The sequence below is a fragment of the Flavobacterium sp. N2270 genome (assembly GCF_025947225.1).
Classification (GTDB): Bacteria; Bacteroidota; Bacteroidia; order Flavobacteriales; family Flavobacteriaceae; genus Flavobacterium.
Genome location: NZ_CP110005.1, coordinates 829,531 through 855,320 on the forward strand (window position 1 = coordinate 829,531; position 25,790 = coordinate 855,320).

The window sequence follows — 25,790 nt, forward strand, 5'->3', positions numbered from 1 at the left end:
GTTAATTAAAAATCAAAATTCAATCCTAAAACAATATTTCGACCCATATTTGGAATGCCGTCATTTTTTAATCGTGACAAATGAGCAATATAATTTTTGTCAAACAAGTTGTTTGCATTTAAATAAACATCAATTTTTTGTTTACCAAAATTCATTTCTCCTCCAAAACCTAAATTTACCAAAGTATAATCTTTCGATTTTGTTTCAAAAGCACTTGTGTTATTTTGATTATAAGTATAATTTATTTGTGCTGAAATATAATTTTTTTGGAACCAGTTAGACAAGTTAAAGTTCGTTTTTAAATTGTTTTTCCATTGATTTGCAGGAATTAATGGAAGATAATCCCCATTTTCTTGTTTAGCGGTTACGTTTTCAAAACTACTAGTAAAATGCAACCAATCTAACGGATGTGGATGAAAGTGAATTCCTGCTTCTCCACCAAATAAATACGCATTGTTTTGAACGTAATTGTACACATCATTTCCATCTATAGTTGTAGAAGTTGGTTCAATATAAATGTAGTTATTTACATGATTGTAAAAGCCATTTGCAAAAATTTCAAAATGTTCACTGTTGTATTCCAAATTTAAATCGGCTTGAAAATTTTGTTCGTTTTTTAAGTTAGAATTCCCTATTTCATAACGATTACTTCCTTCATGAACTCCATTTGAAGTTAATTCAGATAGATTTGGCGCTCTAAATCCAGAAGCTAAGTTGAATCTGGTTGTGATTTTTTCAGTTAAGTTTGTTTTGTATCCCAATGCGAAATTAAAACTTTCAAATTGTTTATCTAAAGCTTCAAAATAACCTTCGTCTCCAAAATTTCCATATTCTGAAGTTGAAATGGATCTTTTATCAAAACGAATTCCTGCCTGAATAGCGTTTTTGTTCCATTCGTAATTTGAAGTCATAAATGCGCCAAAGTCTTTAATTATTGCATCAGGAATTAATCGTTCTTCCCCAAAGTTTAAATTGGTTTGATTCATTCCTTGAATTCCAACAATAGTTTCAAAATTTTTCCATTTTGGAAAATAGTATTTGATGTTATAGTTTGCTGTTTTTAATTTCATATGCAAAGCTGTTTCATCTATGTCTTCTATTTCTTTTCTGTTGTTAAAAATATAACCTAAATCTGCTTCTAATTTTGAGTTTTTGAAATAAAATTTTTGGTTTAAACTTAAAATATGATTGTCAATATCTTGTTTCGGAAACAACGGATTTCTAAAACCTGAATTTTCAATATCTTCTTCAGGTAACCCTAAATTTAAGTTGTTATAATTGTATCGAAAATCGGTTGAAAAATGCGAATTAGAATAACCAATTCCATATTTTAAATCCTTTTCAATTGAACGCGTGTTGATGACTCTATCTCCATTTGGAATTTTATAATCTGCTTGAGAATTATAATTTCCTCTTATTAAAAATTTCCAATTCCCTGGTGTTGCTTTATATCCAAAAGAAGTGTTTGTGCCTTGCGTATTGCTTGAAAATTGTTGTAAAAAATTAGCTTCCTGTTTTCCAAATTGAGCATATTTTTCAGGATTAAAATAGACTACTCCGCCTATTGCATCAGAACCATATAATAAAGAAGCAGGACCTTTAATAATTTCTACACTTTCAATTCCAGAAGCACTTAATCCAAGTCCGTGTTCTTCGCCAAATTGTTGGTTTTCTAATCGAATTCCTTGCGCGTAAACCAAAACTCTAGATGCGCTTAAGCCTCTAATTACCGGTTTTCCAATAGAAGTTCCGGTTGAAATTTGACTTACACCAGGAACTTCTGATAATCCATCCATCAAAGCTATGTTTCCGTTTTTACGCATTTCTTTAACAGACTGATGTTCTACTTTCATCACATTTTGCGATTGCATTTTATTGAAAGCCGTTGAAACAATTACTTCGTCTAAATGTTGTTCTTTTTCTTGAAGAATAAAATTTAATTCTGTAGAAGAAATACTGTTTGTTTTTTCTGTCTTTTGTTCGTAACCTAATAAGTGTACAACTATTGTTATTTCTCCCTTGGGAATATTTTCAAATGTGTAAATACCCAATTCATTTGTTTCTGTAAAAGTGTTGTTTTCTGTAATATGAATTATGGCGTTTTGTAAAGGAATATTCTTTTCCGTTGTTATTTTTCCAGTAAGTTTATTTTGTGAATAACTTAATAAAGATGTAAATATGATGACTAATTGAATTATTTTTTTCATTGTAGTTTAATTAATATATATAAAGAAATTGCTACAACTTAAAATAAAGTTGAAGCTCATTTTTGCAAAAATAAATAGTAAATTAAACTAGATAAGGTGGTCCTCTAGGAGAGAATAAACAATCACAAATTGAATTAAAATTTTCATTAACTGAAAACTGATAAGGAATCTCAAAATGAGGAGGAAAGAAAGTAAAAGTAAAAACCTCTGGAGAAAGAAAACTGGTAAATTTGAAATCACAAACCGGACAATTTTCTTTCTCTGATAAGTTTTTTGTAAAAGTTTTTTCTAAAGAAACAGATTTTATTTCCTCGTGTTTATGGTGTGAAAAAGTATGCAACGATTGATAGCTAACGGCAAATAATACCGAAAGCATCAAAATGAAATTTAATATGGCAAACTTTTTCTTCATTTGTATTTTATACCAATTTATTGGCAACTAAGTATTCGGCAATTTGAATGGTGTTAGTAGCAGCACCTTTTCTTAAATTATCAGCTACAATCCACATATTTAAAGTGTTTGGTTGACTTTCGTCTCTTCGAATTCTACCCACAAAAACATCGTCTTTTCCTTCTGCATACAAAGGCATTGGATAAGTAAAAGCATCTAAATTATCTTGTAACGTTATTCCAGAAGTATTGTGTAAAATTTCACGAATTTCATTCACTTCAAAATCGTTTTCAAATTGCACATTAACTGCTTCACTATGACCGCCAACAATTGGCACACGAACAGCAGTTGCAGTTACAGCAATAGTTTTGTCGTTTAATATTTTTTGTGTTTCACGAACTAATTTCATTTCCTCTTTTGTATATCCGTTTTCTTCAAAAACATCACATTGAGGAATTGCATTTCTATGGATTTGGTATTTGTAAGCCATTTCACCTTTTGTACCTGCATATTCACTTTCTAATTGTTGTACTGCTTTTACACCAGTACCCGTAATAGACTGATAAGTAGAAACAACAACTCTTTTTATTTTATATTTTGCATGTAAAGGAGCTAATGTTAACACCATTTGAATAGTAGAGCAGTTTGGGTTTGCAATAATTTTATCTTCTTTTGTTAAAGATGAAGCATTAATTTCTGGCACTACTAGTTTTTTTGAAGGATCCATTCTCCAAGCAGAAGAATTATCAATAACTGTCGTTCCCACTTCAGCAAATTTTGGAGCCCATTCTAATGAAGTTTCTCCGCCTGCAGAAAATAATGCAATATCAGGACGCATTTCTACAGCAGTTTGTAAACCAACTACTTTATAAGATTTTCCATTCCATTCTATTTCTTTTCCAACTGATTTCTCAGATGCAACAGGAATTAATTCTGTTACCGGAAAATTTCTTTCTGCTAATACTTTTAGCATAATTTCACCAACCATTCCGGTTGCGCCTACTACTGCTACTTTCATTTTTATGAATTTAGAATACAAAAGTATAGAATATTATTTGGAATAATGAGACTTCATGAATTTTTCACAAAAATTTATCAAAAAGAAAAATCCCGCTTGTAAAACGGGATTTAGTTAGAATATATAATGTAGCGATGTGACTATTTTTTTAATAAATCTCTAATTTCTGCTAATAATTCTTCTTGAGATGGTCCTGCTGGAGCAGAAGCTTCTTCAACAACTGGTTTTTTAGTTTTATTATAAGCTTTTACAATCATAAACATTACAAAACCTACAATTACTAAGTTTACTAATGTATTAACCCAAGTACCATAACGAATTGCAACTTCAGCAACTTCAGCAACCCCTTCAGATGCAGCAACGGCTTCTGTTAAGATGATTTTTTTATCTGCAAAGTCAACACCTCCACTGAAATAACCTACGAAAGGCATTACAATGTCATTAACGAAACCATTTACAACTCCGCCAACAGCACCAGCCATAATTACAGCAACAGCAAACTCAACTACATTTCCTGTCATTATGAAATTTTTGAACTCTTTTAACATATTTATTTAGTTTAATTGGTTAATTATTTGCGAATTTATAAAAAATAAGGGACATTGCTTTTAATTTTTGTAAAAAACACGTTTCACACGTTGAGAAATACCTGTAAGAATTTCATAAGAAATGGTGTTTGTTTTTTCTGCAATTTCATTTACGGTTAACTGCTCACCAAAAATTATAACTTCGTCACCAGGATTACAATTTATAGAAGTTACATCAACCATAAGCATATCCATACAAATATTACCCAAAATTGGAGCCTTTTGATTGTGAATTAAAATGTACCCAACGCCATTTCCCCAACCTCTTCTAATTCCATCTGCGTAACCAATAGGAATTGTGGCTACTTTCATTTTTTCTTTGACTAAATATTTTCGGCTATAACCAATACTTTCGCCATTTTCAACTGTTCTAATTTGCGAAATAATACTTTTTAAAGTACTTACATTTTGAAGATTTTTGTTTTCATTATCAGAATTTCCTGCACCATAAAGTCCTATTCCAAGGCGTGCCATTTCCATTTGATAATGAGGATAATTAAATATACCTGAAGTGTTTAAAATATGTCGGATTGGTTTTTTTTGCAATACACTAATTAGTTCATTATAGAATTTTTCAAACCTATTAAATTGTAATTCGGTAAATTCTTTAAATGTAATATCATCTGAAGCGGCTAAATGTGAAAAAACACTTTTTACCTCAATAAAATTATTGTTTTTTAAAAGCTTCTTCAATTCAGGTAATTCATGTGATTCAAAACCCAAACGATGCATACCCGTATCTACTTTTAAATGTATTGGGTATGAAGTAATATTTTGTTGCTTGGCGACTTTTAAAAAAGCTTCTAATCCTGTTAAAGAATATATTTCAGGTTCTAAATCGTAAGCAATCATGGCATGAAAACTACTGTTTTCTGGATTCAACACCATAATTGGAATTTTAATTCCGGCTTTTCTTAATGAAATTCCTTCATCAGCAAAAGCAACACCTAAATAATCAACATTATTATGTTCTAATAGTTTTGCAATTTCATAACCGCCATTTCCGTAACCAAAAGCTTTTACCATAACCATAATTTTGGTTTTAGGAGATAGTTTCGATTTGTAAAAATTTAGATTATGACTTAAGGCATCAAGATTAATTTCTAAAACAGTTTCGTGATTTTTTTCTTCTAAAACCACCACAATTTCATCAAAATAAAAATTTCGAGCTCCTTTAATTAAAATGGTTTCGTTTTCAAATGAATTGAGGTTAAACTGCTTTAAAAAGTCATTTGTATTTGGAAATGAAATTACATTTGGCAATTCATTCAAATATCCGCTAATGGTTTCGCCAATTGCAATTACTCTGTCTATTTTGTTGTTTTGTATAGCGCTTGCAACTTTTTGATACAACTCATTTAAAGGTAATCCGCCCTGAAAAACATCAGAAAGAATTATAGTTTTTTTACTGTGTAATTTTTGTTGTTCTAAAAAATCTAATGCTATTTGTAAGGATTGGTAATCTGACGAATAAGAATCATCAATTAGTAAACAATTATTAATCCCTTTTTTAGCTTGCAATCGAAGTTCAATAGGATACAATTGTTGAATTCGTTCTTGAATATCTTTTATTTCATATTTTAAATACAGCATTGCAATAATACACGTAGTTGCGTTTTTTATTGAAGCTTCATCATTAAAAGGAATTGAAACTTTAAAATCAAGGTTTTTCCCTGTAATTTCTATTTCTGTAAGTTTATTACTCTTTGTGTTTTTAGACAAAAAATAATCAGCTTTATTATTGTCAAAACTCCAAGTAATTATTGGTGAACTGATGTATTTTTCTACTTCTGCATTTTTTTCTAAAAGTACAACTTCACATTTTTTAAAAAGTGCTGTTTTTTCTTTTATTTTTTCATCCAAATTCGCGAAACTTTCATCATGAGCACTACTTAAATGGGTAAAAACTCCAATAGTTGGCTGAATAATTTCTTGAAGTTTTTCCATTTCTCCTTTTTGGGAAATTCCGGCTTCAAAAATTCCTAAATTATGATTTTCATTGATTCCAAAAATCGATAATGGAACCCCAACTTGTGAATTATAACTTTTCGGACTCCTTACTATGTTAAAATTAGGGCTCAAAAGAAAGTTAAGCCATTCTTTCACAATTGTTTTTCCGTTACTTCCTGTAATTCCTATGGTTGGAAATTGAAATAGATTACGATAATAAATTGCCGTTTTTTGTAGCGCTTTTAAAGTGTTTTTAACTACAATAAAGTGCGCTTTATTTTTTAAATGATTTGGAATGTATTCTACAACAAAAAAAGCAACTCCTTTTTTAATAAGTTGTTCAATAAATTGATGTCCATCGTGATTATTGCCTTTTAAAGCAAAAAAAAGTGTTCCGCTGTTGTTTTGCAAAGAACGGCTGTCAATAGAAATATTATCTACATTAAAATCAGGAAAATTTTCTTGATTTTTAATGTCTAAAGTAGATATAATATGTTGTAAAGTATAATTCAAAAGAATTTATTTTTCTAAGTTTTCTCTAAGCGCTTTATAATAAGCAGCTCTACTTAATGGTTCATACTCTTCAGTTTCACCAAGCATTACCAATTTGTCGTTTTCAGACTTTCTAAAACTATAATTTGCTAAATTTCCGGTACGTGTACAAACCGCATGAACTTTAGTAACATATTCGGCAGTTGCCATAAGCGCAGGCATTGGTCCAAAAGGATTTCCTTTAAAGTCCATATCTAAGCCAGCAACAATAACCCTAATTCCGCTATTAGCCAAATCATTACAAACAGCAACAATTTCATCGTCAAAAAATTGAGCTTCATCAATACCTACAACGTCGCAACCTTGAGCAAGAATTCGTATATTTTCAGCAGCTGGTACTGGCGTAGAACGAATTTCATTTTTATTATGAGAAACCACCATTTCATCATCGTAACGAGTATCAACTGCCGGTTTAAAAATTTCAACTTTTTGTTTGGCAAATTGAGCTCTTTTTAAACGACGAATGAGTTCTTCTGTTTTTCCAGAAAACATTGAGCCGCAGATTACTTCTATCCAGCCAAATTGTTCGTGTTGATTTACTGTATTTTCAAGAAACATTTCGTATATTTCGGTCAATTAATATTAGAATCCACTACTTTTGTAGTCGTAACAAACTTACGTAAATTTACACTAAAGACAAACAATATAAGTTTTTAAGTAAGTTCTTTATTTTCAAGTTTTAAAATAATATTTTTACAAGAAATTTATAATTATTCAATTTCTATTCCTTTAAGTTATGAAGAAAAAGTTAGAAGCCGAACTAATCAGCATTGCACACCGAGTTTTGAAGTTAAAAAATCGTTCTGAAACGGTTCAACTACATGAAGAGACAAAAAAACTGTACGATCAATTAACGGTTTTACGTTTTTATGAAGAAAATATTGCTATCGCTGAAAAAGAAATTTCTCGTGAAGACTTAGAGCATAAATTAGAAAATCAAAAAGTTTCTGATGTACTAGAAAAAGCGGTAGTTGAGGAAAAAATTGAAGAACCAGTTGTTGAAGCTAAGACAGAAGAACCAGTTGAAGAATCAATTATTGAAGAGGAAGTTGTATCGGAAGCGGAAACCGAGGAAGAAGTTGAAGAAGAAAAATCTTTAGTTCATGAAGACGACCTTAAGCAACCTCAATCGGTTTTATTTGACGATGTTTTTGGTGGAGATTTTCAAGAACCCGATTTTGTAAAAGTAAATGATGTTCCCGTAGAAGTAGAGCAAGTTGCAGAACTTACTTTTGAAGCTGTTGAAGCATCAAAACCTGAAATAGCTGAAGATTTGTTTGAAGCAAAAGAAGAAGCTGTTGCAGAAGTAAAAGAAGAAATTATAATTGAAAAAGTTCCTGAAGTAGTTTTTGAAGAACCAAAAACAATGTCGCTTAACGATAGATTAACGAAAGGAATAAACATAGGACTAAACGATAGAATTGCTTTTGAGAAAAAATTATTTGGAGGAAGTTCAGATGATTTCAACCGAGTGCTTTCTCAATTAAACACATTCGATTCTTTTGATGAAGCGCAAGGATTTATCAACGATTTCGTTAAGCCAGATTATAACAATTGGGACGGAAAAGAAGAATTCGAAAATCGTTTCTTGGAAATAGTAGAAAAAAAATTCAATTAATTGTAGCTTTTCACCACATAGAAACATAGAGTTTTATATAAAATAGTTAAGGTTTTATTAGTTTACATAGCTACTGTGTAAAAAGTATTTTCTAAAATTTCTAACAGAAACATAGTTAAACTATGTGCCTATGTGTTTAAAAATAATTTATAAAAGCTGTATTTTATACAACAAGTTTAATGGGAAAATTATATTTAGTTCCAACACCAATAGGTAATCTTGAAGACATGACTTTTAGAGCAATTCGCGTTTTAAAAGAAGTCGATTTAATTTTAGCCGAAGATACTCGTACAAGCGGAAAATTGCTAAAGCATTTCGAAATTGCTACACGCATGCACAGTCACCACATGCACAACGAACATAAAACCGTTGAAAATTTGGTAAAACGCATGCAAGCTGGCGAAACCATTGCACTTATTAGTGATGCTGGAACTCCAGCTATTTCCGATCCGGGTTTTTTATTGACGCGTGCTTGTGTAGAAAACGGAGTGGAAGTAGAATGTTTACCTGGTGCCACTGCTTTTGTGCCTGCTTTAGTAAATAGTGGTTTGCCTAATGATAAATTCGTTTTCGAAGGTTTTTTACCCGATAAAAAAGGTCGTCAAACGCGTTTTTTAGCTTTAGCCGAAGAAACAAGAACCATGATTTTCTACGTTTCGCCTCATAAATTAAATAAAACGCTTGCCGAATATGTGCAATACTTTGGTGCCGACAGACCCGTTTCTGTTTCTCGTGAATTGTCGAAACTACACGAGGAAACCGTTCGTGGAACTGCCGATGAAGTTCTAAAACACTTTGAAGCGAAACCTGCAAAAGGCGAAATTGTGGTTTGTGTTGGTGGGAAGAGTTTAAAGTAAATGTTGTTTTATGGAATTAAGTATTGATTTTAAAAAAAGTTTGATGTTGTTCGTTTATTATTATACAAATGGTAATTTAAACTTTGTAATTGATGATAAAACGATTCTTGAAGGAATTGACTATAGAGAAGAATTAAAAGAAGAAGCGACATTTGTTCAAACAGTTTATAGCGTTTATTTGAATAACTTGGAATTAAATCATGAAGGGAAAGTATTAAATCAATCTTATTCAATCACTAGAGCAGCTAAGTATATAAGAAGTATTTGTGATTCTAAATATGATGTTGTACCAGATTTTGAAGATTGGGAAATGGAAACTTTTAGCTAAATATAAAAAATGACAACACACAACGTAACTACAACTTGGAAAGGGAAAATGCAATTTGAATCTACAAATCCTAGTGGAGAAACTGTATTAATCAATGCCGGAGAAGAAAATGGTGGCGAAGGAGCAGGTTTAAGACCAAAAGCAATGATGCTTTCTGCTTTAGCGGGTTGTTCGGGTCTTGATGTGGCTTCATTAATAGAAAAAATGAAGTTAGAAGTAACTGATTTTAAAATTGAAACATCTGCAAACTTAACAGAAGAACATCCAAAAGTGTACGACCACGTAACGGTTGAATATCATTTTTATGGAAATAATTTAAATGAGAAGAAATTACAACGCGCTGTTGATTTATCAGTTGAAAAATACTGTGGTGTAATGGAAATGTTTAGAAAGTTTGCAACTGTTGATATAAAGACTATTTTTCATAAGTAAGACTTTGTCATTTCGACGCAAGGAGAAATCACATAAAGTAAAATTAAATCATGAATGAATTCAATCCGTAATTAGACTTTCATTCTTATTATGTTTATATAATTACCAATAAATATAGATCTACTTTTTATATTGGTATGACAAATAATTTAAAACAACGATTACAGCAACACAAAGAAAATTTAGAACAAGGAAACAAAACGTTTGCTTCAAAATATAATTTAGGATTTTTAGTTTATTACGAAAAATTTGTTTGGGTTGAGGAAGCTATTGCAAGAGAAAAAGAACTGAAAAAATGGAGAAGAGAAAAGAAATTAGAATTAATAAAAAAGTTTAATTCTGAATTTGAATTTTTAAATCATCATTTTGAATAAATTAGACAATGTGATTTCTCCTAACGTCGAAATGACAATAAAACAAACAAATAAAATGACTATTTTAGAACTCATAAATAAAGTAAAAAAAGCTGAAATTATTAATTTTTCAGAAGTCATAAATACAATTGATAATGCATTTGAGTTTACTCCTACAAAATTCAAAAACGGAGATTTTGTCAACGAAGCAAACACAAATAATGGCTCTTGTAAAGTGTTTTCATTTGCAAAACTACACCAATTAGATGCAACAGTGACTTTGTTTTTATTTGGCGAACATTACCAAAAAGTTCTACAAACACCAAACGAAGAAGACCATCAAAATATTCGAAATTTTATGAAGTTTGGTTGGGAAGGAATTCATTTTGAAGCAAATGCGCTTTCTGAGAAAAAATAATCATACATTTGTATTATATAAGCCATTCAAAATAATTCATAATTTTTAATTCATAATTAGGTATGCGTTGGAATTTAAAATCAAAGCCCGAAAAACAAAAAGTACAAGCCTTACAAAATGCACTTCAAGTCGATGAAATTATTGCGACTTTACTCGTTCAAAGAGGAATTGAAACCTTCGAACAAGCCAAAACTTTTTTCCGTCCATCTTTAGACGACTTACATGATCCATATTTAATGAAAGATATGGATAAAGCGGTTGCGCGAATTGAAAAAGCAATTGCTGCCAATGAAAATATAATGGTTTTTGGCGATTACGATGTAGATGGAACAACAGCAGTTTCATTGGTTTCAAGTTATTTACGAACATTTTACCCCAATGTTGCTACTTATATTCCAGATCGTTATGCCGAAGGTTACGGAATTTCCTATAAAGGAATTGACTTTGCTGAAGACAACGGAATTACTTTAATTATAGCTTTAGATTGCGGAATAAAATCGATTGACCATGTAAATTATGCTGCAGAAAAAGACATTGATTTTATCATTTGTGATCATCACCGACCTGGAGATAAATTGCCCGAAGCCGTTGCCGTTTTAGATCCAAAACGTGAAGATTGTTTGTATCCTTATGATGAATTATGCGGTTGTGGAGTTGGGTTCAAATTAATTCAAGCTTTAGGTCAAAATAGAAATCAAACAACAGAAGATTTAATTCCATATTTAGATTTGGTTGCGACTGCAATTGCGGCTGATATTGTTCCTATTACGGGAGAAAATAGAACGTTAGCGAAATTTGGATTAGAAGTAATAAATTCTAATCCAAGACCAGGAATAAAGGCATTAACTCAATCCATAAAAAAGAAAGAAATTACCATAACCGACGTTGTTTTTGTTGTGGCTCCTCGAATCAATGCTGCTGGCCGAATTAAGCATGGCGATTATGCGGTGCGTTTATTAACCGAATTCAATTTGGCTCAAGCCGAAGAGTTTGCCAAAGAAATTGAAGACAATAATAACGAACGTAAAGGATTAGACAAACAAATTACCAAAGAAGCTTTATCTCAAATTACCATTTCAAATGAAGAAAAAAGATTTTCTACTGTGGTGTATCAAGAAAATTGGCACAAAGGCGTAATTGGTATTGTAGCTTCTCGATTAATCGAAACCTATTATAGACCCACAATTGTTTTTACAAAAAGTGGCGATAAATTAGCTGCTTCTGCACGTTCGGTAAAAGATTTTGATGTCTATAATGCATTAGAAGCTTGCGAAGAACATTTGGAACAATTTGGCGGACATATGTATGCAGCCGGAATGACACTCCTAGAAGAAAATTACGAAAACTTCAAAAGTGCATTTGAAAAAACAGTAAAAGAAACCATTCATCCTGATTTGTTGATTCCAGAATTAGAATATGATGCTGAAATTCGTTTAACAGAATTGAACCCAAAATTGATGCGTATTTTAAAACAATTTGAACCTTTTGGCCCTCAAAATATGACGCCTTTGTTTTTAGTAAAAGAACTAACTGATTCTGGTTATGCTAAAAGTTTAGGTTCAGATGACGAACATTTAAAAGCTTTTGTTAAGCAGGATAATTCGCAAAGTTTTGGAGCAATTGGGTTTAAAATTGGGGATAAATTATCAGTTGTTAAAAATTTGCAAAAGTTTGATGCAATTGTTTCTTTAGAAGAAAATGAATGGCGAGATGTTGTAACTTTGCAGCTTCAATTACGCGATATCAAACCTTCAAATGGCTAAAAAAGACCCATACGCAGCATTACGATTTAAAGAGTTTCGTTTTTTTCTTTCCATGCGATTCGCATTGGTTTTTGCTTGGTCCATGCAATTTGTAATTATTGAATGGGAAGTTTATAGTTTAACAAAAGATCCACTTTCATTAGGAATTATTGGTTTAATGGAAATTATTCCAGCTGTTTCAATGGCTTTATTTGCAGGACATATCGTTGACCAGAATGAAAAAAGAAGTCTGCTTATGAAATGCCTTTTAGGTTTTTCAATCATTAGTTTAGGACTTTTTTTAGTAACGGTTCCAAGTGTTGTTGAGTCACTTTCTACATCGACAACTTTAGGAATTATTTATGCTTTGGTTTTTTGCGGAGGATTAGTGAGAGCTTTTATTGGTCCAACTGTTTTTTCACTTTTATCTTTAATTGTTCCAAAGAAAAATTACCCAAATGCTGCAACTTGGAGTAGTTCAACTTGGCAAATGGGTTCTATGTTTGGTCCCGCTTTAGCTGGAGTTTCTATTGGAATTATAGGAGTACATTGGTCAATGTGTTTGGTTTTTGGATGTACTCTGTTTGCTTTGTTTTGGTTGACCCAAATTTCTAAAAAGCCTATTTTAAATCCTAAAATTGGTGAACCTATATTTCAAAGTTTAAAAGAAGGGGTAAAATTTGTATTCAATAATAAAACTATTTTAGGAGCTATTTCTTTAGATATGTTTGCAGTTTTATTTGGAGGAGCAGTTGCATTATTGCCCATTTTTGCGCAAGACATCTTAAAAGTTGGGTCGGAAGGTTTTGGAATTCTTCGTGCTGCACCAGCGGTAGGTTCTATCGTAACCATGTTAGCAGCAGCTTATTTTTCGTTGAATAAAAATGCGGGGGTAAAATTATTAACGGCCATTTTTGTATTTGGACTTTGTATAATTGTTTTTGGTGTTTCAGAAATATTTTGGATTTCTGTTGTAGCCTTATTTTTAAGTGGTGTTGCCGATGGTGTTTCAGTCGTGATTCGAAATACTATATTGCAATTACATACTCCAGACAATATGCGTGGAAGAGTCTCTTCTGTGAATTCTATTTTTGTGGGTTCTTCTAATGAATTAGGTGCTTTCGAAAGTGGTTTAACCGCTAAATTAATGGGAGTTGTGCCAGCTGTTGTTTTTGGAGGGTGTATGACTTTAGTGACAGTTTTTGGGACAGCTATTGTTTCTCCTTCATTCAGAAAATTAGATTTAGAAAAAGAGGTTGAAGAATTAGAACAACAAGATTAATTTTTATATTCTTTCAATTCGAAAGTTTCTCCATCAAAAACACCATAGGTAAAGTAACCTATCCAATCTCCTAAATTGACATATTTAGAATTTTCAGAAACCTCAATAATCATTGGTAGATGACGATGTCCAAAAATAAAATAATCGTAGTGTTTGGTTTCTAGTTTGCGTTTGGCATACTGAACTAACCATTCGTTTTCTTCTCCTAGAAATTTTACGTCTTCCTCCCCAGAAATTAATTTATTTTTTACCGATAAATATTGAGCTAGTTTTACACCAATATCTGGATGTAACCAGCGAAACAACCATTTAGAAAAAGGATTTGTAAACACTTTTTTCATGCGTTTGTATCCTTTGTCTCCGGGTCCTTTTCCGTCACCATGTCCTATTAAAAAAGATTTTCCGTTAAAAGTAAACTCTTCATTATCGTGAAAAACAGGAATGTTTAATTCATTTTGAAAATAATCGTGCATCCATAAATCGTGATTTCCAACAAAAAAATAAATCGGAATCCCAGAATCTCTAATTTCAGCTAATTTGCCTAAAACTCTAACAAAACCTTTTGGAACAACTGTTTTATATTCAAACCAAAAATCAAATAAATCACCCAAAAGAAAAATAGCATCAGCATCTTTTTTTACTTCATCTAACCAAGCTACAAATTTTTGTTCGCGTGGAAAACTTTTTTCTGATGTAGGTGCTCCAAAATGTTGGTCAGATGCAAAATATATTTTATTTTTTTCTTTCAAGTTTTGATTTTAAATGTGAGTATGCAAAAATACATAAAATATACTATGTTAAAAAAAACATTTCATCGGATAATTGTTACATTTCATCGACAGATGTTTTCTGAACACTTATAATTACTAACTTTGAAAATTAATCAAATCATAACAAAAACATAACATAATGAAAAAATTATTACTTTTTTTCATGTCATTATTCACTTTCTTTAGTTACGGGCAATTGTCTGAAGGTTTCGAAGGTGCGACATTTCCACCAACGGGTTGGACTACTTTTGACAATGGGATTGGTACAACAAGAAGTTGGACTACAACTACTGCAACTGGATTAGGCTGGGTTTATGCCGGAGGTAAGGCTGCAATTATTAACAAAGAAGATGTTACTTCTGGAATAGCTGAAGATTGGATGGTTACTCCATTAGTTACGGTTCCAACAGATGGACAACTTAGGTTTTTTGCAAGATCTATTGCTAACGGAGAGCAGGGGAGTATTTATAAAGTAAAGATCTCTACTGCTTCTCAAAATAATCCTGCGGATTTTACAACTACACTTGTAACCTACACAGAGTTAGATATCATAAATGCTCCTTTTGAACAAAAAGTTATTCCTTTAACAGCATATGCAAATCAAAGTATTTACATTGCGTTTGTTATGGAAAATGACAACGGTGATGCATGGATTGTTGATAATGTAAATGTAGATCAAGCATGTACTGTAGTGCCAACGGCATTAACTGTTACACCATTATCTACATCTGCAACTTTAAACTGGACATATACTGGTCCTGCTACTCAGTTTGCAATTGAATATGGCCCTGCTGGTTTTGTTCAGGGTACAGGAACAGTCGTTTCGCCAGTAACGAGACCTTATAACTTAACAGGTCTTTCTCCTTTAACAAATTATACATACTATGTAAGAGCATTGTGTGGAACAGATAATTCAAGTGCTTGGTCTGGAGGAATGAATTTTACAACTACAGCTTTACCACCTGTTTGCGGAGGTAATTTTGTAGATTCTGGTGGTGCTTCAGGGAATTATTCTAATAGTGAAAACATTACGACTACAATTTGCCCTACAAATGCTGGGGAATTAGTTACGGTTACATTTACATCATTTAATATTGAAAATAACTGGGATTTTTTAAGAATTTATGATGGAAATAGTACAGCAGCACCTTTATTAGGAACTTACACAGGTACTAATATGCCGCCAGCCTTTACTTCTTCGGCAGCAAATGGATGCTTGACATTTAATTTCACTTCAGATGGAAGTGTTACAGGAGTTGGATGGACATCAAACGTAACTTGTGCACCAGTGCCAACATGTCCTAAACCAACAGCTTTAACTATGACAGCAATTATAGCTACAACTGCAAATGTTGGCTGGACTGAAACAGGCTCTGCTACTCAATGGGAAGTAATTTGGTTACCAGCTGGTTCACCAGCTCCAACTGCTGGTTCTGTGGGTGTTACAACAAGTTTAAATCCATATACAATTACAGGTTTAAATTCACAAACAACATATGATGTTTATGTTCGTGCTATTTGTACTCCTACAACTGACTTAAGTTTATGGTCAACAAAAGCAACATTTACAACACAGCCATTTTATTGTGCTGGGGATCATTTTTATGATCAAGGAGGAGCTACTGGTAACTATTCTAATAGTCAAACTAATGTTACTACAACAATTTGTCCTGATAATGCTGGAGAAGTTGTAACCGTTATTTTTAACACTTTTGGTTTAGAGAGCTGTTGTGATAGTCTAAGAATTTATGATGGTCCAACTTCTGCTTCACCTTTAGTAGGTACTTATGCAGGAACTGCATTACCGCCTCAATATACTGCGACAAGCGCTTCAGGATGTTTGACATTTGTATTTAATTCTGATTCATCAGTAACGGGTATTGGTTGGGATGCAACAATTATTTGTTCACCTCCACCTCCTTGTAGACAACCTACAGCATTAACTGTAACAGGTATTACTTCAACTGAGGCAACATTGTCTTGGACGGATACTAATACTGGGGTTTCTAATTGGCAAATTGTGGTTCAACCTGCAGGTTCAGGTTATCCTACAGGAGCTTCTACAATAATTAATGCTTCATCTAATCCTTTTACAGTAACTGGATTAAACCCTAATACTCCATATGAGTTTTATGTATTATCTGATTGTGGTTCTACAGATGGTTTAAGTTTTTGGTCAGGACCTAGAACGTTTAATACATTATTTCCTGGTTGTAGTGGTTCTTCGCCAGCAGGAAATGACTGTCCTACAGCTGCGCCTGTATGTAACTTAGATGGTTACTGTGGTAACACATCAAACACATATACTGTAAATACATGGTCTCAATTAACAACCGCTTTTTGTGGTTCTATTGAAAACAACTCTTTCTTGACCTTTCAAGCAACAGCAACTTCAATTACAATGGATGTAAATGTAGGAAACTGTACGAATGGCTCAGGAATTCAGTTTTATGTATTTACAGCTGCTACTTGTGGTAGTGGGCCTGTAACTTCTATAAATTGTTTTTCTCCAATGAACCCTGGAGTAAATGCATTGTCATTTACAGGGTTGACTATTGGTCAAACATATTATTTAATGATTGATGGTTATGCAGGAGCAGTTTGTGATTATTCTGTTACAGTAACTTCAGGTGGTTCAACTTCTACAGACGTTGAATTAACACCAGTAAATCCAACAATTTGTATAAATGAAACGGTAAATTTAACTGCAACAGGTGGTAACGGAATTTATAATTGGACTCCAAATACTGGATTAAGTGCAACTACTGGTTCTACAGTTACGTTTACACCTCCTGCACCAGGAGTTTATACAGTAAATGTACAATCTACAGATACTAACTCACTTTGTGCAACTTCTGATTTTGTTGAAATAACAGTTTTAGACTTAGTAACTCCAACTTTTAATGCAATTGCTCCGTTTTGTGAAAACACTACAGCGCCGACTTTACCTAATACTTCAACTAATGGAATTACAGGAACATGGTTACCTGCTTTAGTTGATAATGTGAATTCGGGAGTTTACACATTTACACCAGACGCAGGTCAGTGTGCTATACCAATAGATGTTTCAATTACAGTAAATGCAGAAACTGTGCCTTCGTTTATTTCACCAGCACCTATTTGTTCTGGAGATACAGCGCCAGTACTTTCTAACACTTCTAATAATGGTATTATAGGATCTTGGTTACCTGCATTAGTTGATAATATGACATCAGGTACTTATACATTTACACCAGATGCTGGACAATGTGCGTCTACAGTCACTTTAAATGTTCAAGTATTGGCTACATGTACTTTTGGTACAATAGCTAGTGCTGTCTTATTAGATGATTGTAATACAACCGCTAACGGTGAATTTTTCAATACAACTTCTGGTTCTCAAACTATAGGATCAGCAATGAATGTTTTCCCAAATAGCGATTTAGGTACTTATGTTCAAGCTTCTGGAAACCTAATTTTTAATGGAGCAGAATTAAGAACTTTTAAAACAGCTACTTCAAATGTTTGTAGTGCAAGATTAAATTATAGAGTGTATGAAGCTTCTAGTGCTCCTGGAGCATTTACAGTTGTAAACTTACCATTACTAGAAGAATGTACAACGGGTACTTATCCAACAGGAGGTGCTTCTTGTTCAAGTGGAGATCAAAGATGGCAAGAAGTTTCTTCTGCTATTGATTTAACTACAAATACACCTGGTAATTATATTATTGAAGTTTATTATGATGTAACTGGAGATAATGATGACCCTACTCAATGTGATGACAGTCTTGTCCTTGACAATGGAGGATTATATTATTCAGCTACTTTTTCAATACAATCTGCGCCTTCATTTGTTTCAGTTAACCCTTCAACTTGTAATGGTACAGAAGGATCTATTACTGTTTCTGGATTTACACCAGGAGATACTTATGGAGTTTCTTATACACAAGATACGGCACCAGTAGGACCAATTAATTATACAGCCAATGTAAATGGAGATATTATTATTTCAAATTTACCTGCAGGAGATTATACAGGATTTAATTTTACAATAAATGGCTGTACAATAAACGATGCTATTGCTATTACTTTAGTTGACCCAGTATACAATCCAACATTTACTCAAGTTGGCCCATTCTGTGTTGGAGATGTGATTACATTGCCAACAACATCTATAGAAGGCTTTACAGGTTCATGGTCACCTGCGGTTGATAATACACAAACAACAACTTACACATTTATGCCAGATGCAGGTCAATGTGCAACAGTGTTTACACCTTATACTGTAGTAGTAAACCCGGCTCCTTCAGTAACTAATGTTACTTCAAATACTCCAATTTGTGTTGGTGAGGATGCTGTATTTACTGTAACTGGTTCGGCAAATACTACTTTAAGTTATATAATAGGAACGGGAGCTACTCAAACAATTCCGATTGACGCTTCAGGTATTGTAACAATTACTGTTACGGCGCCAGCTGTTGGAAACGTAGTGTTAAATTTATCAGATATTGATAACGGAGCTTGTAACACGGCTTTAACAAATTCATCTACAGTTGTGGTAAGAGCCTTACCTACTGTTACTAGCTTAACTGCTGTTAACCCTTCAATTTGTTTAGGAAGTGATGCTGAATTTACCATCACAGGAACACCAAATGCAACTGTAACTTATACGATAGGTACAGCTACTGCTCAAACGGTTGATTTAGACGCTACAGGTTCTGCTACAATTACAGTTCCTAATCCTACTACTGATGTAGTTGTTCTATTAAGTAACATTAATGATGGAACTTGTAATAACACATTGACTAATACAATTACAATTGTTGTAAACTCTGTACCTGTTCCAACAATAGATATTACTTCGTTACCAACATGTGCTGATCAAACAGCAACATTTGAAGTATTATCTCCATTAAATATGCAGTTAAATACCGCTTCAGATTTATTTATATCTGAAGTTACTGACGCAGCTACTGGAGCATTAACTTATGTTGAGGTGTACAATGGAACAGGAGCTACTGTTAACCTAAGTAATTACAAGTTAAAAGTGTATACTAACGGAAATGCAGCTCCTTCATGTGATTTAGTTTTATCAGGAACTTTATCTAATAACGATGTAGTTGTCATTAAATTAAGTACAAGTGCAAATACAGGAGGAGTTACACCAGATTTAAGTTTTACAACTTGTGGAGGTGTTAATAACAATGACCAAATTGCTTTATCAAATAGCACAGATGTAATTTTAGATGTTTGGGGAATCAACGGAACAGTGTTTACTCCTGGAGTTGGATATACTTACAGAAGATTAACTACTGCAACTTTACCAAGCGTTACTTGGGATCCTGCAGACTGGTCACTACTTGACCCAGAAGATTATTCAGATGTTGGTTTCTATACATTATATGTTACAGATTATGAGTATATCTTAAGTAATGGTACATCAACAACAACTCAAACAAGTGTTGACTTTACAGGCGTAACTCCTGGAACGTATACGTTGATTGTTCATGATTTAATTACAGGTTGTTTCTCAGAACCATATACATTTACAATTGATCCATTTGTGTTTACTAATCCGGTTCTAACATTTACATATGTAAGTCCAGTTTGTATTTCAAGCACTTCTAACCCTTTACCTGATACGTCAGTTACTGGATTTAACACAGGAGGAACATTCGCTGGAAATAATTCTAATATAGTTATAAACCCTTCAACAGGAGAAGTAGATTTATCTTCAAGCTTCCCAGGTACTTATACTATTACTTATACTTTTGCTCAAGACGCTACAAACTGTATAAATAGTGGAACTAGTCAGTATGAATTAGTTATAAATAGTGAAGAAGTTCCAACTTTTAATGATGTAGAAGTATGTGTTGGTTCAAATTTCCAATTACCACTTCAATCACTAGAAGGATATAGCGGAACTTGGTCACCAGCTGTTGCTGATGTTTCTGTTTTAGGTTCAACAACCTATTTCTTTACTCCAAACAATGCTTCATGTAGTCAAGTTGGAGAATTAGTTGTATTTGTTGAAAGTTGTACTATTCCTAAAGGAGTTTCTCCAAATGGAGATGGATTAAACGATAGTTGGGATTTATCTGGTTTTGATGTTAAAAAAGTTGAAATATTTAATAGATATGGTAAAGAAGTTTATTCTAAATCAAACTATACAAATGAATGGGTAGGTAAGTCTAATAACGGAAATGAATTACCAGATGGAACTTACTACTATGTTATTCAATTTAATGACATGGCTTCAAGAACTGGATGGGTTTATATCAATAGAGAACAATAAAATACAACTATGAACTACTCTTATTTTATAAGTAAGAGTAGTTCTATAATTAATCAAAATAAAAATGAACAAACTATATTTAGTTTCGATATTATTGTTAAGCTTTGTAATAGAAGGCTTTTCACAACAAGATCCTCATTACACACAATATATGTACAATATGAGTGTTATGAATCCTGCTTATGCAGGAAGTAAGGAAAATCTATCATTGGGTTTATTGTATAGAAAACAGTGGGTTGATATTGAAGATGCTCCAACAACAGGAACATTTTTTGGGCATACACGTGCCGGTAAAAATGTAGGTTTAGGTTTGTCTGTTATCTCAGATAAAATTGGTCCTGTTGAGGAAAATAATATCTATGGAGATTTTTCATATACCTTAAATTTAGGTGAAGAACATAAATTAGCATTTGGTTTAAAAGCTGGTGTTACTTTACATAAAGTAGGTTTGTATAGCGATGTTTATAATACATTACCAGACGCTAGTGATCCAGCTTTTGCTGAGAACACGAGTAACGCTTATTTGAATATTGGTTCTGGTTTATTTTATTATACCAATAAATATTATTTAGGGTTTTCAGTACCAAATATGTTAAAGTCTAAACATTTAGATTTTAATGGAAGAGAGTATGGTTCTGAATATTCACATTACTTTTTAACTGGAGGATATGTATTCGATGTTAATGAATCTATTAAATTCAAACCATTTTTTATGTTGAAATCTGCATTTGGTGCACCAGCATCTTTAGATTTATCTACAAACTTTTTGTTTAATGAGAAATTTGAAATAGGCGCAACTTATAGATTAGATGACAGTTTTGGAGCTATGGTAAATTATGCTATAACACCAGACATTAGAATTGGTTATGCATATGACCATATTGTTTCAGATTTAGACGTTTCAACTCCAGCTTCACACGAAATTATTTTGTTGTTTGATTTGAAATTCTCTAAAAAAGTATCAAGTTCACCAAGATATTTCTAATTATAAAGCGACAAAAACATGAAGAAATTATATATCACCTTAAGTTTTGTAATCGCTAGTGGAATACTAAGTGCACAAAACAAAGACACAAAAGCAGCTGACAAGTTATTCGATAGATATGAATATACTGAGGCAGCACAAGAATATTTAAAATTAGTAGACAAAGGCAAAGCTGATAATTATGTATATAAGCAATTAGCGGATAGTTATTATAATGTCTTTAATACTAAAGAAGCAACAAAGTGGTTTGCAAAATTAGTTGAAGAAAAACAAGATGCTGAAACATATTTTCAGTATGCTCAAATGCTAAAAGCTGAAGGAAACTATACTGAAGCTAATAAACAAATGAAGACATTTGCTTCAATGAAGCCAAATGATAGTAGAGCAAAAGCTTTTACAGATAATCAAGATTATGTTTCAGACATTAATGCTCAATTCAAATTATTTGGAGCAACCAAATCTGATATTAGTAGTGATAAAGCAGATTTTGGAGCTTTTTTAACTAATGACAATACACTTTACTTTGCAAGTGCAAGAAACACATCAAGAAAAGAGTATGGTTTAAATGAAGAGCCTTATTTGGATTTATATAAAGCAACTTATAATTCAAATAAAACAATAAGTGAAGCTACTACTGTGGATAACTTAAATACAAAATGGCATGATGGTCCGGCTACGATTACTTCTGACGGCTCAACAATGTATTTTGCAAGTGAGAGTTTTAATGAAAGTAAAGGCTTTGAAAAAGATAAAGAAAAACAATTAAAGTTTGGTAAAATTTATCTTTATAAAGCAACCAAAGAAGGAGATTCTTGGTCTAATAAAAAAGCATTACCATTTAATAATGTTGCCTACTCTGTAAGAAACCCTAGTATTAGTAAAGACGGAAAAACATTATATTTTTCTTCAAATATGCCTGGAGGTTTAGGTGGAGAAGATATTTGGAAGGTAAGTGTAAATGGAGATTCTTATGGAACACCTGAAAATTTAGGATCACGAGTTAATACAGAAGGAAATGATAGTTTCCCTTTCGTAACAGATGATAATATATTATATTTTTCTTCTGACTCTAGAGTTGGTTTAGGAGGATTTGATGTGTTTAAAGTTAATTTAAATGATAGTTCTGAACCAATGAATCTTGGGTTACCAGTAAATTCTGAAAAAGATGACTTTGCTTTTAGTTTTAATACAAAGAACAAAGTTGGTTTCTTTTCTAGTAATAGAGATGGTGTAGATAATATTTACATTGCGGACCCTATTTGTGGAGTAGAAACTACTGTAACTGTAAAAGATGCTAAAACAGGTAAGCTATTACAAGGCGCTACTGTAGCAATGATTGATGAGAAATTAGAACTTGTTGGAAAGTCAGAAACTTCAGAAAATGGAGAAAGCATATTTAAGGTTAACTGTGATATGGAATACGCCGTTCAAGCTTCAAGATTAGGTTATGAGAATGGAGTAGGAACAATGGAAAAATCTGAAGGAGGTAAGTCTACAGTTGTAATAAACTTAGAACCAATTAAGCCAATTATTACTGAAACAGAAGTTATTTTACAACCAATATTTTTTGAGTTCAATAAAAGTAATATTACTGCAGAAGGAGCTGCTGAGTTAGATAAATTAGTTGAAGTTATGAATGAATATCCAGAAATGGTAATATTTGCTAAATCTCATACAGATAGTAGAGGTGGAGATAAATACAACATGAATTTATCAGACAGAAGAGCTAAATCTACAGTTCAGTATATTATTTCTAAAGGAATTTCTAAAGAAAGAATTACGGGTCAAGGATTTGGTGAAAGCGAACCAAAAGTAGATTGTAAAAAATGTACTGAAGAAGAATATGCCCAAAACAGAAGAAGTGAATTCTTAATCGTAAAAAAATAAGTTAGTTAAATTAAGTTAATATTTAAAAAGCCTCAATAAATTTTATTGAGGCTTTTTTTTAATTATCAGAAGCAAACCATTCTGCAAATGAAGTTTCAGTTTCTTGTAGTCTAAGAGAAAATAAATTAATGTTTTCCGGAAGACGTTTTTTTATTTTTTTTGCAAAGTCAATTACCATATTTTCGCTGGTAGGTTGATAATCAACTAAAATTACATGATGATCTCTATCTTTTAATTCTTTGGCTAATTCAATATGTGGTGTGTTTTGATTGAACACAGTTGCGTGATCAAAGATGTCAACAATTTCTTCTTTTACAATTTTTTTCAAATCTGTAAAATCTATAACCATTCCATATTTTACATTTGAAGAATCAGTTATCGGTTTTCCTATTACAGTTACTGACAATTTATAGCTATGCCCATGAACATTTTTACACTTTCCATCATATCCATATAACGCGTGGCCAGTTTCAAAAGTAAATTGTTTTGTTATTCTTATGTTACTCATATTTAAGATAATTATGACTGCAAATTTACTAAATAAAATTTACTAATTTTTATATGCTATTTAACACTATATTTGCCCACTTTTAAAATATGGAAGATCTACAATTGAACCCGCAATACGAAAAGATAATTGACGATCTTTTAAACCAGCAATATAGTATTGTTGATGACTTCTTTTTGATGAAAGAAGTTGAAAACCTCCGTTCAAGCTTACTTGATAAGTATGATGAAGAAGATTTTAAAAAAGCTGCTATTGGAAACCAATTCAATGAATTAATTGTGAAAGCAATTAGAGGTGATTTTATTTTTTGGATAGATGAAAAACTAGCTAATGCAAAAGAATTAGCGTTTTTTGAAAAAATAGAACATTTTACTAATTACCTTAATAGGACTTGTTTTTTAGGAATTCAAGAAAGAGAATTTCATTATGCACTATACCCTGAAGGAACTTTTTATAAAAGACATTTAGATACTTTTCAAAATGATGATAGTAGAAAATTATCATTAGTATGTTATTTAAATGATGAAGATTGGTTGCCAGAATATGGCGGAGAATTAGTCATTTATAAAGACGGTGAAGATGACATTAAGGTTTACCCATTAAAAGGAAGAATGGTTGTTTTTGAAAGCCAGATTCTTGAGCATGAAGTAAAGCCTGTAAAACAAGAAAGATTAAGCATTACAGGGTGGTTAAAAACAAGAAAAATTAATCTTTAGGTTTGTTGTTTTTAGCCCTATAGTACATTATATAGGCAATAATAATTAAAACTACAAAAGGCAAATAACTGCCAATTGCTAATCCTATTTGATAACTTTCGTCAGGTGCATTTGCTATTTTTTCTTCAATAGTAGCAGGTTGTAATGTTACGAAATAACTCATTTGGTTTTGAATTTTTGTAAAGCATTTTTTGTAAAATCAGATAAAACTAATTTTCCTGATATTTCAGCTCTTTCATAAAGTAATGTATTCCAGTTTTCGGTTCCTTCCCATATTACTTTTTTTATTTCAGTAAGTGCTTCAGGGTTATAACTTGCAAGGTTTAAAGCAAAGTTACTTAAAGAATTATCCAGTTCATCTAAAGAACTAAATAATTGAGTAAACAGGCCTTTATTTAGACCCCATTCGGCTGTTTTCCATTCGGTAGCAGCAAGAGTCATTTCTGTCATTGCAGTTTTACCTATTTTTCTTGATACCGCTGGTTCAATTACAAATGGACCAATACCAATTGCTAATTCAGATAATTTTGTTGAAGCATTATTTGTAGCAAAAACATAATCACAAGCGGAGATTATTCCTACTCCACCACCAACTGCTTTTCCATGAACTCTTCCAATAATGATTTTTGAGCAATTACGCATAGCATTAACTACATTGGCAAAGCCAGAGAAAAACAACCTACCTTCTTCTAAATTATTCACTTTTAAAAGTTCGTCAAAAGAGGCTCCAGCACAAAAAGCACCATTACCTTCACTTTTCAAAACAATTAGATTAATTGAATTATTTTCGCTCAAGACATTTAATTCTTGAGTTAAATTTGCGAGTAGTAAACTAGGAAAAGAATTACTAGCGGGGTGAAAAAAACTTACCGTTGCAATATTATTTTCTATAGATGTTTTAATTACTCCGTCCAT

The 25,790-nt window shown here is 32.1% G+C and carries 22 protein-coding genes; 12 read left to right on the plus strand and 10 right to left on the minus strand.

Annotated elements, in window-relative coordinates:
• Positions 1-5: 5 nt before the first annotated feature.
• The 6 genes from OLM55_RS03845 to OLM55_RS03870 form a co-directional block, all read right to left on the minus strand.
• Positions 6-2,207 (minus strand): TonB-dependent receptor, encoded by a 2,202-nt coding sequence (locus OLM55_RS03845; protein ID WP_264560103.1) that lies wholly within the window; start codon positions 2,205-2,207, stop codon positions 6-8.
• Between the two features lie 82 nt (positions 2,208-2,289).
• Positions 2,290-2,619 (minus strand): hypothetical protein, encoded by a 330-nt coding sequence (locus OLM55_RS03850; RefSeq protein ID WP_264560104.1) that lies wholly within the window; start codon positions 2,617-2,619, stop codon positions 2,290-2,292.
• A gap of 7 nt (positions 2,620-2,626) precedes the next feature.
• On the minus strand, positions 2,627-3,616 hold the full coding sequence (locus OLM55_RS03855; protein WP_264560105.1) for an aspartate-semialdehyde dehydrogenase: 990 nt from the start codon (positions 3,614-3,616) through the stop codon (positions 2,627-2,629).
• 140 nt (positions 3,617-3,756) lie between these two features.
• Positions 3,757-4,164 carry a large conductance mechanosensitive channel protein MscL gene (gene mscL / locus OLM55_RS03860; RefSeq protein ID WP_264560106.1) on the minus strand — a complete coding sequence of 136 codons (408 nt, stop codon included), beginning with the start codon at positions 4,162-4,164 and terminating at the stop codon, positions 3,757-3,759.
• Between the two features lie 60 nt (positions 4,165-4,224).
• Positions 4,225-6,666 carry a bifunctional UDP-N-acetylmuramoyl-tripeptide:D-alanyl-D-alanine ligase/alanine racemase gene (locus OLM55_RS03865; RefSeq protein ID WP_264560107.1) on the minus strand — a complete coding sequence of 814 codons (2,442 nt, stop codon included), beginning with the start codon at positions 6,664-6,666 and terminating at the stop codon, positions 4,225-4,227.
• Between the two features lie 6 nt (positions 6,667-6,672).
• Positions 6,673-7,263: a thymidine kinase gene (locus tag OLM55_RS03870; RefSeq protein ID WP_264560108.1), complete on the minus strand. Its 591-nt coding sequence runs from the start codon at positions 7,261-7,263 to the stop codon at positions 6,673-6,675.
• 178 nt (positions 7,264-7,441) lie between these two features.
• Between OLM55_RS03870 and OLM55_RS03875 the strand changes: the two genes are divergently transcribed.
• The 8 genes from OLM55_RS03875 to OLM55_RS03910 all read left to right on the plus strand — a co-directional run bounded on the left by OLM55_RS03875 (position 7,442) and on the right by OLM55_RS03910 (position 13,735).
• Positions 7,442-8,323 carry a hypothetical protein gene (locus tag OLM55_RS03875; RefSeq protein WP_264560109.1) on the plus strand — a complete coding sequence of 294 codons (882 nt, stop codon included), beginning with the start codon at positions 7,442-7,444 and terminating at the stop codon, positions 8,321-8,323.
• A gap of 179 nt (positions 8,324-8,502) precedes the next feature.
• Positions 8,503-9,180 (plus strand): 16S rRNA (cytidine(1402)-2'-O)-methyltransferase, encoded by a 678-nt coding sequence (gene rsmI, locus OLM55_RS03880; protein ID WP_264560110.1) that lies wholly within the window; start codon positions 8,503-8,505, stop codon positions 9,178-9,180.
• Between the two features lie 10 nt (positions 9,181-9,190).
• Positions 9,191-9,508, plus strand: a complete 318-nt coding sequence (locus OLM55_RS03885) for a hypothetical protein (RefSeq protein WP_264560111.1) — start codon at positions 9,191-9,193, stop codon at positions 9,506-9,508.
• Between the two features lie 9 nt (positions 9,509-9,517).
• Entirely contained in the window at positions 9,518-9,940 is a 423-nt protein-coding gene (locus tag OLM55_RS03890) for an OsmC family protein (protein ID WP_264560112.1), read from the plus strand.
• Between the two features lie 98 nt (positions 9,941-10,038).
• Complete coding sequence (locus OLM55_RS03895) at positions 10,039-10,314, plus strand: GIY-YIG nuclease family protein (RefSeq protein ID WP_264560585.1); 276 nt, start codon at positions 10,039-10,041, stop codon at positions 10,312-10,314.
• A complete protein-coding gene (locus OLM55_RS03900; RefSeq protein WP_319800101.1) occupies positions 10,307-10,711 on the plus strand; it encodes a HopJ type III effector protein in 405 nt (134 codons plus the stop codon). Before OLM55_RS03895 ends, OLM55_RS03900 begins: the two co-directional genes overlap by 8 nt.
• A gap of 62 nt (positions 10,712-10,773) precedes the next feature.
• Complete coding sequence (gene recJ / locus OLM55_RS03905) at positions 10,774-12,474, plus strand: single-stranded-DNA-specific exonuclease RecJ (protein ID WP_264560113.1); 1,701 nt, start codon at positions 10,774-10,776, stop codon at positions 12,472-12,474.
• A complete protein-coding gene (locus OLM55_RS03910) occupies positions 12,467-13,735 on the plus strand; it encodes an MFS transporter (RefSeq protein ID WP_264560114.1) in 1,269 nt (422 codons plus the stop codon). Before recJ ends, OLM55_RS03910 begins: the two co-directional genes overlap by 8 nt.
• Here OLM55_RS03910 and OLM55_RS03915 read toward each other — a convergent pair.
• Complete coding sequence (locus OLM55_RS03915) at positions 13,732-14,484, minus strand: UDP-2,3-diacylglucosamine diphosphatase (RefSeq protein ID WP_264560115.1); 753 nt, start codon at positions 14,482-14,484, stop codon at positions 13,732-13,734. The genes OLM55_RS03910 and OLM55_RS03915 overlap by 4 nt on opposite strands.
• A gap of 160 nt (positions 14,485-14,644) precedes the next feature.
• On the opposite strand from OLM55_RS03915, the gene OLM55_RS03920 reads away from it, so the two are divergent.
• The 3 genes from OLM55_RS03920 (at position 14,645) to OLM55_RS03930 (ending at position 23,651) form a co-directional block, all read left to right on the plus strand.
• The gene (locus tag OLM55_RS03920; protein ID WP_264560116.1) at positions 14,645-20,779 is read left to right on the plus strand and encodes a gliding motility-associated C-terminal domain-containing protein; all 6,135 of its coding nucleotides are present in this window, start codon (positions 14,645-14,647) and stop codon (positions 20,777-20,779) included.
• Between the two features lie 64 nt (positions 20,780-20,843).
• Complete coding sequence (locus tag OLM55_RS03925; protein WP_264560117.1) at positions 20,844-21,764, plus strand: type IX secretion system membrane protein PorP/SprF; 921 nt, start codon at positions 20,844-20,846, stop codon at positions 21,762-21,764.
• A gap of 18 nt (positions 21,765-21,782) precedes the next feature.
• Positions 21,783-23,651 carry an OmpA family protein gene (locus OLM55_RS03930; protein ID WP_264560118.1) on the plus strand — a complete coding sequence of 623 codons (1,869 nt, stop codon included), beginning with the start codon at positions 21,783-21,785 and terminating at the stop codon, positions 23,649-23,651.
• Positions 23,652-23,709: 58 nt separating this feature from the next.
• On the opposite strand, the gene OLM55_RS03935 is transcribed toward OLM55_RS03930, so the two are convergent.
• Complete coding sequence (locus OLM55_RS03935) at positions 23,710-24,159, minus strand: 6-pyruvoyl trahydropterin synthase family protein (protein WP_264560119.1); 450 nt, start codon at positions 24,157-24,159, stop codon at positions 23,710-23,712.
• A gap of 89 nt (positions 24,160-24,248) precedes the next feature.
• On the opposite strand from OLM55_RS03935, the gene OLM55_RS03940 reads away from it, so the two are divergent.
• Entirely contained in the window at positions 24,249-24,875 is a 627-nt protein-coding gene (locus OLM55_RS03940) for a 2OG-Fe(II) oxygenase (RefSeq protein WP_264560120.1), read from the plus strand.
• Here OLM55_RS03940 and OLM55_RS03945 read toward each other — a convergent pair.
• Both OLM55_RS03945 and OLM55_RS03950 read right to left on the minus strand, forming a co-directional pair.
• Positions 24,865-25,038: a hypothetical protein gene (locus OLM55_RS03945; protein ID WP_264560121.1), complete on the minus strand. Its 174-nt coding sequence runs from the start codon at positions 25,036-25,038 to the stop codon at positions 24,865-24,867. The two genes, OLM55_RS03940 and OLM55_RS03945, sit on opposite strands and share 11 nt — an antisense overlap.
• The gene (locus OLM55_RS03950; RefSeq protein WP_264560122.1) at positions 25,035-25,790 is read right to left on the minus strand and encodes an enoyl-CoA hydratase/isomerase family protein; all 756 of its coding nucleotides are present in this window, start codon (positions 25,788-25,790) and stop codon (positions 25,035-25,037) included. The genes OLM55_RS03945 and OLM55_RS03950 overlap by 4 nt, the downstream gene beginning before the upstream one ends.